General features: G+C 64.1%; 11 protein-coding genes. 2 read left to right on the top strand and 9 right to left on the bottom strand.

Annotation, left to right across the window (positions count from 1 at the left end):
• Positions 1-166: 166 nt before the first annotated feature.
• The 4 genes from ABE434_RS11410 to ABE434_RS11395 form a co-directional block, all read right to left on the bottom strand.
• Complete coding sequence (locus ABE434_RS11410) at positions 167-1,129, bottom strand: FecR domain-containing protein (RefSeq protein ID WP_346478914.1); 963 nt, start codon at positions 1,127-1,129, stop codon at positions 167-169.
• A gap of 134 nt (positions 1,130-1,263) precedes the next feature.
• Positions 1,264-1,764 (bottom strand): RNA polymerase sigma factor, encoded by a 501-nt coding sequence (locus tag ABE434_RS11405; RefSeq protein WP_346478913.1) that lies wholly within the window; start codon positions 1,762-1,764, stop codon positions 1,264-1,266.
• A 99-nt stretch (positions 1,765-1,863) separates the two neighbouring features.
• Positions 1,864-2,340, bottom strand: a complete 477-nt coding sequence (locus tag ABE434_RS11400) for a hypothetical protein (RefSeq protein ID WP_346478912.1) — start codon at positions 2,338-2,340, stop codon at positions 1,864-1,866.
• Positions 2,341-2,381: 41 nt separating this feature from the next.
• Positions 2,382-2,933, bottom strand: coding sequence for a hypothetical protein (locus ABE434_RS11395; RefSeq protein WP_346478911.1), 552 nt, complete (start codon positions 2,931-2,933; stop codon positions 2,382-2,384).
• 168 nt (positions 2,934-3,101) lie between these two features.
• Between ABE434_RS11395 and ppa the strand changes: the two genes are divergently transcribed.
• Both ppa and ABE434_RS11385 read left to right on the top strand, forming a co-directional pair.
• Positions 3,102-3,638: an inorganic diphosphatase gene (gene ppa / locus ABE434_RS11390; protein WP_019183821.1), complete on the top strand. Its 537-nt coding sequence runs from the start codon at positions 3,102-3,104 to the stop codon at positions 3,636-3,638.
• Positions 3,639-3,791: 153 nt separating this feature from the next.
• A complete protein-coding gene (locus tag ABE434_RS11385) occupies positions 3,792-4,910 on the top strand; it encodes an HDOD domain-containing protein (RefSeq protein WP_346478910.1) in 1,119 nt (372 codons plus the stop codon).
• 502 nt (positions 4,911-5,412) lie between these two features.
• On the opposite strand, the gene ABE434_RS11380 is transcribed toward ABE434_RS11385, so the two are convergent.
• The 5 genes from ABE434_RS11380 to ABE434_RS11360 form a co-directional block, all read right to left on the bottom strand.
• Positions 5,413-5,874, bottom strand: a complete 462-nt coding sequence (locus ABE434_RS11380) for a hypothetical protein (protein WP_346478909.1) — start codon at positions 5,872-5,874, stop codon at positions 5,413-5,415.
• A 7-nt stretch (positions 5,875-5,881) separates the two neighbouring features.
• Positions 5,882-6,832 (bottom strand): peptidoglycan DD-metalloendopeptidase family protein, encoded by a 951-nt coding sequence (locus ABE434_RS11375; RefSeq protein WP_346478908.1) that lies wholly within the window; start codon positions 6,830-6,832, stop codon positions 5,882-5,884.
• Entirely contained in the window at positions 6,829-12,207 is a 5,379-nt protein-coding gene (locus ABE434_RS11370) for a hypothetical protein (RefSeq protein WP_346478907.1), read from the bottom strand. The genes ABE434_RS11375 and ABE434_RS11370 overlap by 4 nt, the downstream gene beginning before the upstream one ends.
• A 455-nt stretch (positions 12,208-12,662) precedes the next feature.
• Positions 12,663-12,866, bottom strand: a complete 204-nt coding sequence (locus ABE434_RS11365; protein WP_346478906.1) for a hypothetical protein — start codon at positions 12,864-12,866, stop codon at positions 12,663-12,665.
• 179 nt (positions 12,867-13,045) lie between these two features.
• Positions 13,046-15,910 carry a TonB-dependent receptor gene (locus ABE434_RS11360; protein ID WP_346478905.1) on the bottom strand — a complete coding sequence of 955 codons (2,865 nt, stop codon included), beginning with the start codon at positions 15,908-15,910 and terminating at the stop codon, positions 13,046-13,048.
• Positions 15,911-15,941 lie beyond the last annotated feature (31 nt).

The raw sequence follows: 15,941 nt of genomic DNA, 5'->3' as shown, positions 1-15,941 counted from the left end.
GCCGCAGAGGCGGGTCACCCGCACGCAGGTGCGGATGCAGCGGACGTACGTGGCGGCGGCGGGTACGTTATGCCGATAAGACGAACGAACGGGGCGCAGCCCCAAGACCAATGCGCGTGCGTGACCTGCCTGGCGCGCGGATGCCATGACGGCACCGCGTGCGGTATTACTCCGTCGTAGTCGTGGTCGTGGTCGTGGCCGGTGCGACGATCGCCACGCCCATCGGCAGCCGGGTGACGGTCAGTCCAGCGCTCACCGCCAGCGCGTCCAGGGCCTGCTCTGGCCGGTCGATGCGGAAGGCCGCATTGACCGACGGCAGGGTCGACAGATCCCCGCGCACGAACGTAGCGCCGGGCCGATAGCGCGCGATGCGCCGGACCGCATCCTCGACTCCGGCCGCCTCGATCAGCAGTTCACCCTCACGCCAGGCCGCGATCCGGTCCAGCGCCACGTCCTCCTGCCGCGTCACCCGCTCGCCCGCGGCGAAACGCGCGCGCTGGCCGGCATCCAGGTAGGTCCAGCCAGTGCGGTCGGCCGCCGCGACGCGAACCCGTCCCTGCTCGACGATCGTCTCCACGTGATCGTCTTCGCGCGCAACCGCGAACGCCGTGGAGATGTCTTCGATCACGCCGCCCTGCGCATCCACCTGGAACGGACGCGCCGGATCAGGCGTCACCTGGAACCAGGCCTGCCCGCGCAGCAGCGCGATGCGGCGCACCTGGCCGTCGTAGCGGACCGCGATCGCGCTGTCGGCATCGAGCACGGCGCGGCTGCCATCGGGCAGCGCCACGGACTGGATGCCCGTCCCGCTTCGGTGATCCGCCTGCAGCCGCAGCCACGCCTCCGGTGCCACCCAGGTCAGTGCGAGCAGCGCCGCGGTGGCCACCGCCGCGACGGGCCAGCGCGCACGACGCCGCGACCGTGTCCCGGCCGGGGCCGATGCCGGGCGCGGCCCGAGGCTGCGCCACAGCTGGCGCTCGTATTCGAAGGTGCGGCGATTGTCCGGCTCGGCCAGCCACTGCTCGAATGCCTGCATCTGCGTCGGCTCGACCGCCCCGGAGGCCAGCCAGGCAATCCAGGCACGGGCCTGGACGGCAGCAGGATCGGACGGCGGCAAGGGTCGGGACATCGGAGGTGGTTCTTGCGGGCTCATGGCTGGCGGGGGTCGCGCGGTCGCGCGCGGACGACGAAGATGCCGGAAGGGACGGCATTATGATCAAGACGGATGGGAAACGGGCTTCCCCAAGCCCGCGTGCATGACGCTCAGCGCCCGCTGCGTGCCCAGGCCAGCCGCTGCAGCGCGCTGCGCACGTGGTTCTCGACGGTTGTCACCGACACGCCCTGGCGTCTGGCGACCTCGACCTGGGTCATGCCCTGCAACCGGTTGAGACGGAAGATGGTACGGGTGGGCTCGGGAAGATGCTCGGCCGCCTCCAGCACGCGTTGCAGTTCGTCCTGCGCCATCGCCCGCTCTTCGGTCGAGAGCACTTCGTCCGGCCCCCACAGATAATGGTCGGCCAGCAGCCGCGAGCGCCGGGTCCGCTCACGGCCATGATCGGTCGCCAGGTTCGCCGCCAACCGATACAGGTAGGCGCGGGGATTGCTGATCGACTGGCCGCCGTCCACGCTGCGGGCCTTGAACCAGATCGACTGGATCACATCCTCTGCGCCGCCGTCACTGCCCAGGATGCGCTGGACCAGACGCAGCAGCGCCGGGCGCTCGCGGATCAACAGCTCGGTAAGGGTGGAGGCGTTGGAGGACATGAGGCCGATGCACGAAGCGGGACCGCCGGAGGGCGGCCATCCGTAAGGCGCGGCATGTTACTCCCCAAATGAGAATGCGTCACGTTTGAGCGCGTGGCACTACAGGCACTCGGTCAGCCCGTCATAGATGCTGTCCGAGGTTCCCGGCAACGCGACATGCAGTGCCTCGCCCGCCTCCAGGGTCTGCAGCAACACCGGCAGCAGCGTGTCGTCCTGCAGCGGTGCCCGGCAGGCCCAGGTCCGTGCGTCGACCGCGATGCGGCCGGTGGCGGTGTCCACGCGTGCAGTGCTGCCGGTAAACGTCCACAGGCATTCCCCCACCCGCCCCGTGGCGGCCTCCACCGAACAGCGGAAACGCAACGCCTGCAGGTTGTGGTACTCGCCTTCGCAGAAGGTATCGCCACAGATGTCATCGAAACCGCGCACCAGCTGCGCTTCCACTGCACGGAAGCGTTCCCAGCCTTCGGACTGGGTGGGGTACACCCGGGCATCGACGTAGGGCCCGGCAGCGTGGCCGGTGGCGACAGCAGTACAGCAGGCAAGCGCCAGCAGCACGCGCGGAATGAAGTTCTTCATCGGCAGTCTTCCTGTACGGAGTGAGAGGGACGCCCAACCGGTCAGTTGAGGCAGTCGATCAGGGCGTCGTGCATGGATCGGCCCGAACCGGGCAGCGGTCTGCGCAACGGGTCGCCCAGCGCCAGGACTGCATGCAGCGCCTCCACCGGCGTATTGGCCCCCAATGGCGTGGGGCAGGCCCAGGTCCGGCTGTCGGGGACCACCTGGCCGGTGCCGCCGTCCACCTCGAGGTTGCCGGCGCCGATCACCAGGCTGCAGGCGTGGACCGTGCCGCTGGCCGCATGGACCGAGCAGCGGAACTGCAGCGCGATGTGGTTGCTGTACGCGCCCTCGCAGTAGGTGTCGCCACAGATATCGTGGAAGGCGCGGATCAGGTGGTCTTCGAGGGCATAGAAGCGATCCCAGTTGGCCTCCTGGTGCGGGAAGTCGACCAGGTCGACATAGGCGTCCTGCCGGCCGGAGGCGCCACAGGCGCCGGTTGCCAGCAGCAGTCCCAGGGCCAGCGACACGGTCGCCAGCGGGTTCATCAGCATCATCACCAGGCTCCAGACGGGTTGGCTGCCATGATCGGCGGCCGCGCCGGGCGGGGACATCGGCGCCAACCGCGCCGCTGGGTGGGGATTTCAGGCAGTGGTGCCGGCTCTCCCGCCCGCGGCAGGGTCGGTGAAACACCCTTTGCGCCGCCCGCCGCTGCACGGCGGCCGGCAAAGGCATAAAATGGCGGACTTTGCGCCCTACCCCCTCTCAGCTGGAGCACACCCATGGGTCTGGAACTCGTTTCGCCGGGCAAGAACCCGCCGGAAGAAATCAACGTCATCATCGAGATCCCGAAGGATTCCGAGCCGGTGAAGTACGAAGTGGACAAGGAAACCGGCGCGATCTTCGTCGACCGCATCCTCTCCACCCCGATGCGCTACCCGTGCAACTACGGCTACGTGCCGAGCACCCTGTGTGGCGACGGCGATCCGGCCGACGTGCTGGTGGTGCTGCCGCTGCCGCTGGTCCCGGGCTCGGTGGTGCGTTGCCGTCCGGTCGGCGTGCTCAAGATGAGCGATGAAGCCGGCAGCGACGAGAAGATCCTGGCCGTGCCGATCTCCAAGGTGTTCAGTGGGTATGCCCACGTCGAGGACATCGAGCAGGTGTCCAGCCACTGGCTGGAGCGCATCGGCCACTTCTTCGAGCACTACAAGGACCTGGAAAAGGGCAAGTGGGTCAAGCTCGACGGGTGGGGCGGCGCCGCCGAAGCCAAGAAGATCCTGGTCGAAGCGCACCAGCGCTACCTCGGCAACATCGCCTGAGAGTGACCCCGTCGCTCCGGCACAGCGCTGCCGGAGCGATGCGCATCACGTTTTTTCAATGCGGCACATCACTATTCGTGCCGGATTGGGTACATTGCGTCTCTTCACACCGTCCACGGTGCGTTTCACCGTGGTCAGCCAGGGGACCGTGTCGTGCGCATTCTGCTTGTTGGGGACGAAGCCAGCCTGTCGGCTGAGCTGTTGGAATTCATTGCCGATCTTGGGGAAGAGTGGCAACCACTGACCGCTACCGATGGCCAGAGCGCCATGGGCATCGTCGCCGGTTCGCCGGTGGATGCGGTGATCGTGTGCCCGCAGTTGCCCGATCTCAACGCCACCACGCTGCTCGGCCAGATCCGCACGCTGCGCCCTGAGACCATCCGCATCGCGCTGGTGGATGCCGAGCACGGCAACCGCCCGCCGCCGGCACGCCTGATCGGCGTGGCCCATCGCTTCCTTCCGATGCCGCTGGCCCCGGAAGTACTGCTCGAGGCCCTGACCAGCCTGGAAGAGCTGCGCGAGCTGCTCGACAGCGCGCGCCTGCGCAGCGCCATCGGCCGGATCGAGAAGCTGCCCTCCCCGCCGCATCTGTACCTGACCCTCACCCAGGCGCTGGAACACGACGACGACACCAACACCGCCGACGTGGCCAAGCTGGTCGCGGCCGACCCGGCCATCGCGGCCAAGGTGCTGCAGTTGTCCAACTCCGCCTTCTTCAACAATGGCCGGATCATCTCCGACCTGCGCACGGCGGTGACCCGCCTGGGGCTGTCGACGCTGCGCGACCTGGTACTGGCCAGCGAAGTGTTTTCCGCCCAGCCGCTGTCCGGGGCCGAGCGCAACTCACTGCAGCAGCGCGCGCTGCTGGCTTCGCGCCTGGCCGCCAAGCTGCTGCCCGACTCCAGCGCGGAACTCGGCGCGACCGCCGCCCTGCTGGCGGACATCGGCCTGCTGCTGCCGGGTGTGCGCAACGAGCGCACCCCGGACGACGCGGCCGACGATCGCCCGGGCCACGCCGAGGCGGGTGCCTATCTACTGGGACTGTGGGGCCTGCCGATGCCGATCATCGAGGCCGTGGCCTTCCACCTGCAGCCGCAACGCTCGAACACCCGCAGCTTCTGGGTGACCGGCGCGGTGCACGTGGCGCTGGCGCTGATCAATGGCGACCCGGTCGACGAGGAATACCTGCAGCGCGCTGGCGTGCTCAACAAGCTGCCGCAGTGGCGCGATCACGCCAATGGGCTGATGGGGTTGGTGGCTGCGGAGTCGTAAGCCGGCGGGTGCCGGGCGGCGTTGCAGTGATGAGAGGCGGGCCCGGTGGGGTCCGCCTTTTTTGTTGACGGGGGGGCGAAGGCGGGCGAGGCCGTCGCTCTTTCGCTCCCTGTGGAAGAGTGCTTCTACATACACGCCGCTCGCCGCGTGCCGGTGGAGGTTACCTGGCCAAGTTGATCGAGACGGCCCTCGCACGGACCAAGGAGCTCTCATCGCCAGTCTTCGGGGATCCTTTCCAGATCGAAGACGATGGAGGGCCCCTCCTTTCGCCAACGAGGACAGGTAGTTCCCAGCCACACTCAAGCCCCACTTCCTTATGGTCAGAACACGCTGTGGAGTAGCGATCACCAATGGTTTTACGCCAGGAATTCGCTCACTTGGTGTCGCCCAAATTTGGTTCCGCTGGCATGTACGGAACTCAACGTGCCGACGTAACAGACAGGAGAATTGCGCGGGAAACTCTCATGAACTCATCTCGTAACAACCACGCCGTTCGCGTCATTCACGGAGAACACAGAACGCGAACTGACTGCGCCTTACCACCTGATAGACGCGCCTCCCCCCAACATCCATCTCCATTAACGTAAAGAACATCGCCAATCACATTGAAGATGTAGCCATGCCTTCGAAGCTCGGACTGCATCTCCGATAATGCCATTCCTCGACATATTCTCTTCAGCAAACAGACTTTCGATGTTCGTGCCTGAAGCTCCGACACAGCGTCACTCTCATCGAAGCCTATAGCCAAGTCGGGATATACGACTTCCAGCACAATGAAATTCTCAAAGACCCGTTGACTTGCAGGCTTGCCCAGCAACGACAGCACTTCCTTCCGCTTCATGCCGATAGCAACCCCGCCCATTTCCATCGGTGCAAGCCTCTCCTCACTGGCGATCGCCTCCCCAACCTTCGGGTATCCCGGCAAGGCGATCCAAAGGAGAACCAAAATTAAACTGGACTTCATCAGATGTCTAGTAATCATATCGAAACCAATAGTTTGGATCCTGTGGAACGTTGTCCTGCCGAACTTCGAAGTGAAGGTGAGACTGAGTAGTAGGAGAGAGGTTCCCAGTCCTCCCGACCTCTCCAACCTTCTCCCCTCCTCGAACATACTGACCATTTTCCACCATCGATGATTGAAGATGAGCATAGCGAGTACTCAGTCCACCCCCGTGATCTATATCGATGTAGATGCCATATCCGGCTGGAGAATTTCGGTTCACTGGAATCCCACCTGCTGCCGCCACTACAGGCGCTCCGGTATCTGCGGCGATATCAACTCCTTGGTGTCTTCGAGCACCATTACTACGCAGTTTCCGCGACCCAGTCGGATCAAATCCACCATCAGCAGTTGCCGTTTTTAAGTCTCGGCTGTTTAGATTGCCTTGAATTGGCCGATCCGTCAGCCCAGGTGTTGGCACTTGATCACCAGCACGAACGCTCGCCGGCCCGGCGATGGTTACCAACCTTGAGCCAGTGCTGGCACCGTTGCATATATGAGAGCCTGTTACCTTGGGGCAGCGACCGTCCGGATCAATGAATCTATACGGATTGTCATTAGCGTATCGATAGCGATTGAGATGATGGTTCGGGTTCTCATATGCGGTAACCGGATCCACGCTTAGAAATCGCCCGATCTGCGGATCGTAGTAACGCTGCTGCATATAAACCAAGCCAGTAGCCGCATCCTGCACATGCCCGGTATAACCAGGGCCGTCCTGCATGTCCGGGAGCAACTGCGCACCGTAGGGTTCATACGCGCGGCGCTCGATCACCTGGCCGTTGGCATTCGTAACCGCAACGATGGAACCCAGTGCGTCGGTGTGGATGTATTTGACCGTTTCCTGCGCCGATGCCTGCGCTGCACGGTTGGCAAGCATCAGCACCAGGCACGCGACGAGGGCCTTCCAGCGCGCGTTCATGGCTGTTTCCTGAAACGGATCGGAATGCCGCTGCCGGGGTCGGTGGGAATGATGTCCACGCGTTGCGTGACCGGTGCGGACCAGGCCGAACAGCCGGTGGCATTGCACGCACGCACTACATGTCCCGTCGCGCATTGTTTCGAGTAGGGCGGCTGATTGTTCAGCCACAGGCCGCCGGCGGAGGTGTTCGGCCCGTCGTACTGCTGCTGGTACAGCTGCCCATTGGCGTAGGCGTACAGCTGGTAGCGGCTCGCATACGCAATCGGTGTCCAGCTGACACTGCAGGCGATCTTGATCGGCGAATGACTGGTCTGCAGTTTGGTCGACAGGGTTATGCTCGGCACGTCCGGCGTCCGCAGCACCCGCACGGCGGCCTGCGCGGAGTACGGGCCACAACCAGCGCGGTTGCAGCCACGCACGCGATAGCCCCAGGCACCCGATCTTTTTCCGGCCAACGCCTTGGAGCGTTCGCGGCCGTCGTGGATCAGGCTGGAAATCCCATCGCGGCGCTCCTGCAACTGGTAGTGCGTGACATGCGCTAACGCCCCCCACGTCACGCTGAAACGCCCTGTTGTGTTGCGGGTGGGGACACTCAACTTCGGGGCGACAGGCGGCGGCACGATGATGACCACTGCGTGGACGGCGGAGGGCTTACTGCATCCGACGTTGTTGCAGGCGACGGCCCGATACCGATACGTGCCGGTCTGACGACCTTTGAGGGTGACCCGGGTGGTGGGGGCGTTGTGCACCTGGGTCCAGCTGCCCCCGTTGAGCGCTTCTTCCAACTGGTAGTGGGAGGCACCTGTGCTGGCCGACCACCGTAGCGTGACGCCGCCGGTAAGACTCTCGGCCGGGCCGGTCAAGCCACCCGGAACCGGTGGCGGATAGATCACCTGCAGCGGGTTGTCGCCCTCCAGGTGGCTGCTACAGCCATAGGGATTGCACGCCATCACGCGGTAGCGGTAGGTGCCGGCCGGCTTGCCAGTGAACGCATGCTCCAGCGCGATGCCATCGTACTGATCGGTCCACGCGCCGCCGGCGCGGACCTCCTGCAGCACATAACGGGTCGGCCCCGTCTCGCGTGGCATCGGCGGTTGCCAGCGGATCCGGTAGTTGCCGCTGACACCGATGGCCGGCACGGTGATCGCGGAGGGAGGACTGGGAGGACGGCGGACGAAGAGGGCGGCCTTTGTGCTCCAGCGGCCGCACCCGGCGGCATTGCAGCTGCGGACCTGATACCGGTAGTGGCCTTGCGTTTTGCCAGTGACCGGATGCTCACGCCCGCTGCCGGTGAAGACCACCTGCCAGGGCGCACTCGACTCGGATTCCTGCAACTCGTAGCTCGCCGCACCGGTGACCGCACTCCACTGGACACCGTAGCTTCCATCAGTGCTGTAGCCAGGAAGCGTCAGCGTGGGCGCCGCAGGCACGATCGTGCCTTCGACCTGGGTGACCTGGCTGCCGTTGAGCAGGACGTAGTCGATGGAACGCGCCTGACGCGTGTTGTGCTGGGCCCGCAGCACTCCATCCTGCCCGTACATCGAGGTAATGCTTCCGAGCGTGGGGTGGTCGGCCTGGATACGACGCCCATGGCCGTCGTACCGGTAGCGCTCCTGATCCACGGCTTCGCGCAGTCGGTTGCCCATATCGAACCGATAGGCCTGCCCGTTCCTGGTCGCCAGATTGCCTTGGGTGTCGTATTTCAGGCCGATGACGGTCGCCCCGCCCTCTGCCTGCTGGACGTTGGTCAGGCGGTTGCGCGCATCGTAGTGATAGGCGTGATCGCGGCCGGCAATCTGGACCGCCCGAAGATTGTCCAGTACGTCGTAGCGATAGCGCGCCTCATCGAACATCGGCGAGGTGGTTGCGGTCAGCCGGTCCAGACCGTCGTACTGCATGTCCCGATTGCCGCGGCTGCCCGGCAGCCCGTCGCTGATGGCGGCAACATTGCCATTGCCGTCGTAGTCGTAGCTGTCATCCAGCACTGCCTCGACACCGGCATCGCGACTCCGTTCGGGCAAGCCGCGCGCATTCTGCTGCAGTGTGTGCACTACGCCATTGCCATACGTGAAGCGCGCCATGGCACCGTTGGGGAAGTAGCGCACGTCGGTCGCAAACGCACCCGCCCGGGTCGGCTGCCCCAGCGCATTGGGGGCGTATGCGATGCGGAGACCCGATGGATAGACGTGCTCGGCCAGCGCCCCCGTATCCGTGTAGCCGTAGCCAATGGCCCAGCTCACCCCATCGGTCTCGGCCACGCTTTCATCGGTCAACATCCGCCGCTTGTTGTAACCGTAGGTGTTGGTGACCGCGATGGCGTCGTTCTGTGTGGTGATGGCGCGGACCTGCCCATCCGGCCAGTAGCTCCACTGCTGGTCACCGTTGCCGTCCGGGAACAGCATGGCGGTCAATCGATTGCGGACGTCGTAGCGGCGATGCACGGCACGCCCCGAACTGGCCGCCTCGGCGGCATTGCATTGCGCCGGGTCGCTCAGGCTCAACCCGGCCGCCAGCCAGAGCATGTTTCCGGACGCGTCATAGTCCATCACGGTGGACGCGCTCTCCGGCTCGATGCTCTTGCACAGGCGCCGATACGGGTCATAGACGTAGCGCCGGGTCACTGCCACGGTACCGGCGGCACTGCGGCGGCGTATCGAAACCGGCAGACCGAATGGATCCCGGGAAATATCGGTGTACGCGCTCTCGGGATGAGCGATCGATACCGGCCATTGTGTTTCGGGCTGGTCGTAGGCCTGGTAGCTGGTGGTGGTGGAACGGCCACGCGGATTGGTCTGCCGCTGTTTGAAACCTGCCAGGTACTCGGTGGTGGTGACCAGCGGGCCAAGCTCGCTGTCCTGCTCCTGGCGAATGACCCGGCCCAGCGCATCGAAGGCCGCTCGGGTGCCACCAATGGCATCGGCGTGCGATCCCAGCCCACGCAGTGGATAGGACTGGAACACCTTGCGCCCGAGCAGGTCGTAACGGTGCACGGTCTGGCTCGCGGTACCGTCTGGATCGGCGGCATCGAATCGTTCCTCGACCACCGGCCGCCATAAAGCATCGAAGTAGGTGACCTGGCGACCAGCCCCCGTACTGACCGTCTGCTGCCAGTGGCCGGCGGGCAGGCCGTATCTGGCCGTGTCGGACACGTTGAAACGGGACAGCGTTGGCTGCCAAGCGACACTGTCGTTGGTGGGATGGTCAACCCGCGTCAGGCGGCCGGCTGCGTCGTAGTCGTAGCGGGTGGCATGGCCATTCTCATCGACCACCGAACGGATCCAGCCGTGGTCGTCCACGCTTGCTGCCTGCACGGTGCCATCGGCGTGCCGGATCGACTGCGGGACACCACGCTTCCACCCCGACAGCGTGGTGGTATTGCCGTTGCCGTCCTGCACACTCGCTACCGTTCCGTCGGCGTGGTAGCCGAGGCTTTGCTGCAACAGGCCGAACCGATACTGCCGCCAAGGCCGGTCGGCCGTGTCGTAATCGGTCTGCGAGACCTGCACTTCCGGGGACGGACTGGTCTGGGTCAGCGTGCGGACCTGACCCAATGTCCACCTCGCCGTGTTGTCGTGATAGGTGGTGGTCTCCCTGCGCAGGTATTTTCCGTAGTCCAGACTGCTGGCCTTGGTCACCTGGATGGGACGGGCAAACGCATCGAAGGCGCTCACCGTGTGCTGGAAGGTGGCCCCGTCCTGCTGGATCGTTGTCTTCCGGGCCGGTCGCAATCGCACCGCCATCGGATCATCGGGACCGTAGTGGCTGGTGCCATAGATATCCGGGAAGGGCTGTGCGGGTGCTTCTTCGTTGCTGACGTAAGTGGTCACCTCGGAGCGAAGCACCTTCCCGTCCGCAGCCAAGGTGCGCGATTCCAGCAGCTTGCCGTCATTGACGCCATAACGGATGCCGAATATCTGCTCGGAGATCGAGCCGTCCGGCTGCCAGATACGTGTGGTCTTGCGGTCGGGACAGTTGTTGCCATGACGGCATTGGGGTCCACTGGACCCGTACGACCATGTCTGTTCAGCCACTCCAGGGCCAGCCAGGGTTTTGTCCTGGATCGCGTAGAGATCGAAATAGTCCGGAATCTGCAGGGTGTATTCGAACAGCGGCGACAACGGGATCGGGCTGCCAACGCAACTTCCGAACGGCACAGCAGTGCGATGCCGACGGTGGTATCCAAAGCGGAAGCGACCGGTTGCGCCCGAGGGATGCGTCGCAGTAAAGGTGAAGCGATCTTCTGCCGGAAACGGCTCCGGACAGTTGCGATCATTGATGGTATTGACGTCCAGCTGGTGATACTCCGGCCCGAGCATGCCGGGACAGCCCATGCCCACCCCCGTGCACCCATCCGTGTCTTCGTACCCGTACTTCCACGCGGAGCCATCCGGACGTGTGACCCGGGTCAGTAAATGATTCTGCAGGTTCAGACCGAACGTGACCGGCGCGTACTCGTAGCGCCATGTCCGCCCATGCGCGGTGACCTGCGTGATGGTGTTCCCGCTGTAACCCAGGTCGATGCGACGCCCATCGCTGGATTCGATGGTGACCAGTCGATCGTCGTTGTAGTGGTAGTTGACCCAGTTGCCATGGCGGTCTTCGACCCGACTGGCCATCAGGAAAACCTGGGTGCGGCCGCGAGTGCGCAGGTTCGCACCGATCGAACTCACCAGGTATTTGGAGAGCCTGCCGCCGCCACGCTCGCGACCGGCATTGAGGGTGTAGCGCGTTCCGTCGGAGGTGACCACCACAAAGCCTTCGCCGGGGTAGCCGTTGGTGGTCCCGGAAACGCAGGTGACGCTGGTGAAATCCTGCGCGACATACGGATAGCTGGCCCCGTCGGTGGGACGATGGGGATTGCGGAAGTCGACCCCCAACAGATCCCGATCGCCCACGCCAGGCAAGTGGATGCGGATGCCCGAATAGAAGTCGCCGATATCAAACGGCGGATAGGGAATCGGTGGCCCCCATCTGCCCGGCGTGCAGCGCCGGCGATCAGGACTGGGCGAACTCCATTCGTTCCATTTCGTCTGACCGTCGAAGGTTCCATGGATGTAGGGAATATCCAGATCCCACACACCAAAGCCGCCGAAGTTCTCCAGGTCCGAGCGCGGCTCGATCTTGAAGCGGCGCTTCACTTGAACCGGCAGGCCATTGTTGCCTGGCAGGTCAACATCGACGATGGAGAATTCGGTCGAACCGTTGTACTGGCTGATGGAATCCCCGAACAGGTCGGAAGTCAGCGGCGCGACTTCCTGCGCTGATCGAATTTTCTTCGCATGTTCCTGATAGGGCATCAATGGTGTCAACCCGTGTGCATGGTCCACGGCAAACAGCGCCAGCAAGGCGCTGCATGACACCTGCCACCACGACATCTGCGCCCCACCTTCCCCACCACTCTTGCGGCGGCGACACGTCGACCTGCTGCGATTCCCTTCCATTCCAAGCCCCCACGCTGGATGCACCGGCCGCGCCACTGCCTGATGTACACGCTAGCGATCGGAATGCAGCGATTACATCGGAGGTCGCCGCCTTGGAATGACGGAACTTCTTGAGTTGAACTGCAGAAAAATCTGCAATTGGTGTGGGACTCGTGGGGGAGGACTAATGAAGAGAGGGCGGACCCAGCGGCCCGCCCTCTGTCGTTCTGCACAAGTGACTGGATGGATCAGAAGCGTCGGGGATACTTCATGGACAGGTGACAGCCGATCAACGCTGCCGCAGTGGCGCGATCACGCCAATGGGCTGATGGGCTGGTCGCCAGCGACGCCTGAGTGTGGGGTAAAGCGTTCTCAAAGGATGGCGCGCCCTGTGGCGCGCCATCGTCGTTTCAGCGCTGCGGACAGGCGTCCAGCACGCAGTCGCGCCACAGTGCCTCGCAATACGCCGGCAGATGCTGGCCCGACGCGATGCACTCCAGGCGCAGCTGTTCACAGTAGCGACCGCCCTGGCACACGATGAGGCCGGCCGATGCGCTGCCGGAAAGGGCGATGGTGCCGAGGAACACGGCGGCGAGCTTCTGAGCGAGCGTCATTTTCATATCGATCTCTCAATCGTCCACGATTGGACCAATTGACGGTATCAACTGCATTTCCGCTCGAAACGTGAGGCGGATCACCCTTCGCTGAAACTCAGATTTTCCCTACCCCACAACGCAAAGAGGGCGGACCTTGCGGTCCGCCCTCCTTTTTTTCGCACCAATGCTTCGATGGATCAGAAGCGCTGGGTGTACTTCATGTACAGGAAGCGACCGATGTCGAAGCCGCCGTAGTAGGCGAAGCTCGAGTTCGGCTGCGTGAACATGATCGGGCCCTGCTTGTCGAACAGGTTGTTCGCACCCAGCGCGATCGTGGCATCCCACGGCGCGTTGTAGCTGACCTGCAGGTCGTGGAACGTGTTCGAACCCGTCTTGCGGACCGGCATTGCATCGCCGTTGACGTAACGGTCCGGCAGGGTGCACGGACGTGCAGCGACGCAGTCTTCCTTCATGCCCGAGTAGTAACGGGCCATGTAGGACACGCCGAAGTCGCCACGCGACCAGGTGATGCCGACGTTGGAACGGACGCGGAACAGGCCGGCGTCGCCAACCTTGCCTTCCATGACCGTGTTGCCTTCACCATTCTGGGTTTCTTCGTCGTACTTGGACAGGTAGCTGGTCTGCCAATCGATGGCGAACTGACCGATCGACAGTTCCGGCAGGCGGTACTTGATGCCCAGGTCGTAGCCTTCGGTTTCCATGCGGCCCAGGTTGGCCAGGCCGTAGTTCATCGAGTTGATGTGACCATCGGCTGCACGGGTATGGCTGGCGCAACGCGATGCGTCACCGGCCACGTAGCACTCGCGCAGGATACGGTCGACGCTGTCAGCGATGATCATGTCGCTGATTTCGTACTTGTACCAATCCAGCGAGATGTCCAGGCCCTGCACCCAACGCGGGCTCCAGACCATGCCGAAGGTGGTGCTCTTCGAGGTTTCCGGCTTCAGGTTTTCGTTGGAGCCGGAGATGAACTGGTCCGGCGTCGCGCACGGGGTCGCGGTGCACGGGGTCAGGCCCTGGCCCACCTGGGTGTAACCCACCGGCACGCCAGCAGCAGAGCACGAAGCGTTGCCGTTGACGCTGCCCGGCGCGGTGATGCCGCACGGATCGGTGTACGACTCGAAGCTGCTGTTCAGGCCGCCGTACAGATCGTTGATCGACGGAGCACGGAAGCCCTGGGCGTAGGTACCACGCACCAGCAGTTCATCCAGCGGACGCCAGGTGAAGCCGAACTTGGAGTTGATGGTGTCGCCGAAGTTGCTGTAGTCCGAGTAACGGCTGGCAGCGTTCAACGTCAGTTCCTTGGCGAACGGCATATCCGACAGGATCGGCACGTTCAGTTCCAGGTAGACCTCGTCCAGCTCGTACTTGCCCTGGGTGGTCTGAGCGCCCAGGCCGGTCGACTGACCCGACTGCGCGAACGCGTCCGGCGAGAAACGGCCTTCTTCTTCACGGTGCTCCACGCCCATCGCGATACCCACTTCGCCGGCCGGCAGCTCGAACAGCGAGCCGGACAGGTTGGCGGTGTAGCTGGTGGTCTTGGTGTAGCCAGTGTCGGTGAAGTACGGGAACAGGAAGGCCTGCGTGGCCGGATCGGCCAGCGAGCCCTGACCGGCCACGCCGTACGGCAGCAGCGGGTTCCACGGGCGGCAGCCGGAGACTGCATCACCCGGCGAGCCGCACTGCGCAACACCATTGCCGTCGATGTAGGAAGCACCCAGCGCCTGGCGAGCCGCGATCAGGCTCATGTCGCCATGGCCGGTCTTGGTCGATTCGTTGCGGTTCCACAGCGCGCCGACGTCCCAATCCCAGGTCTTGCCGCCGAACTCGAAGAAGCCGCTGACGGTCGGCGCAAAGCGCAGGGTCTTCAGCTGGCTTTCGGTGGTACGCGGCATTTCCCACAGGCGACGACGGAAGTCCAGGTCGGTGCCGGTCGGGTTGAACGCACTGTCAGCCGACAGCTGGGTGCCGAAGGCCTGCGACTGGTACGGGTAGCCGGCGATCTGCTGGTCCGTGGTGCGCTCGTTGTAGAGCACGTCCGCGTTGAAGGTGATCGAATCGGTCAGGTCGTAGTTGCCGTTGACGTACACGGACTTACGCTCGATACCGGTCTGAACCATCATCTGCTGGTTGGCATTGACGCGATCAGCCGAGGTTTCGGCGCGGTAGTCGGCACGATTGGTCGGGTCGCCACCTTCGCGCAGGGTGAACCAGCGCTGGTCGGCCGAACCGACGTAGCCCGGCTGGCCTTCTTCCAGGTCCGGCGTCAGGCAGGGCTCGCAGAACGCGCCGTTCTGGTTGATCGGGCTGTTGCCCGAGCCCGGGTAGTTCGGACCGGCATTGCCGTCACGGCTGAAGAAGCGATCGTTCGCCCAGACCGGATCGGCCTTGTAGTACTCGGCGGCCATGGTGATGCCACCACGCTCGCCTTCCGAACCCAGGGTGAAGGAGTACTGCTTGGTCGAACCGTCGCCCTTGCCGTACTGGCCGAAGTAGACGCTGGCTTCGCCGCCTTCCACGCGCTTGCGGGTGATCACGTTGACAACGCCGGCGATGGCGTCGGAGCCGTAGATCGACGAGGCACCGTCCTTCAGGATCTCGATGCGCTCGATGGCGGCCATCGGGATCTGGCTCAGGTCCTGCAGGCCCGAGGTGGATGCGCCCAGGCGCTTGCCATTCATCAGCACCAGCGTACGCTGCGCGCCGAGGTTGCGGATGTCGACGTAGTAGCCGCCCACGTCCTCGCCCGAGGCCAGCGATTCCGAACGCGAGATGGCCGGGGAACCGGCCGACGTCATGTTCTGCAGCACGTCGGCGACGGAGGTGTAACCCTGCTTTTCCAGGGCTTCACGGGTCATCGTCAGGATCGGCTGCTGGGTCTCCATGTTGGCGCCGCGGATGCGCGAGCCGGTGACCGAAATACGGTCCAGGTCAGTGGTGCCGGCAGCAGCTTCCTGCGCCGAGGCAAAGCTCGGCACGAGCGCGAGCGCAATGCCGGCGGGCAGAAGGCCCAGCCGCACTGCAGGAGTACGAAAATTCATTTATCTCTCCGAGGTACGTTAGTAGCGTGTT

Source organism: Stenotrophomonas sp. TWI1183 (genome assembly GCF_039673115.1).
In the GTDB taxonomy this organism is placed as follows: domain Bacteria; phylum Pseudomonadota; class Gammaproteobacteria; order Xanthomonadales; family Xanthomonadaceae; genus Stenotrophomonas; species Stenotrophomonas maltophilia_AA.
This window is presented reverse-complemented; position numbering and strand designations above follow the sequence as displayed.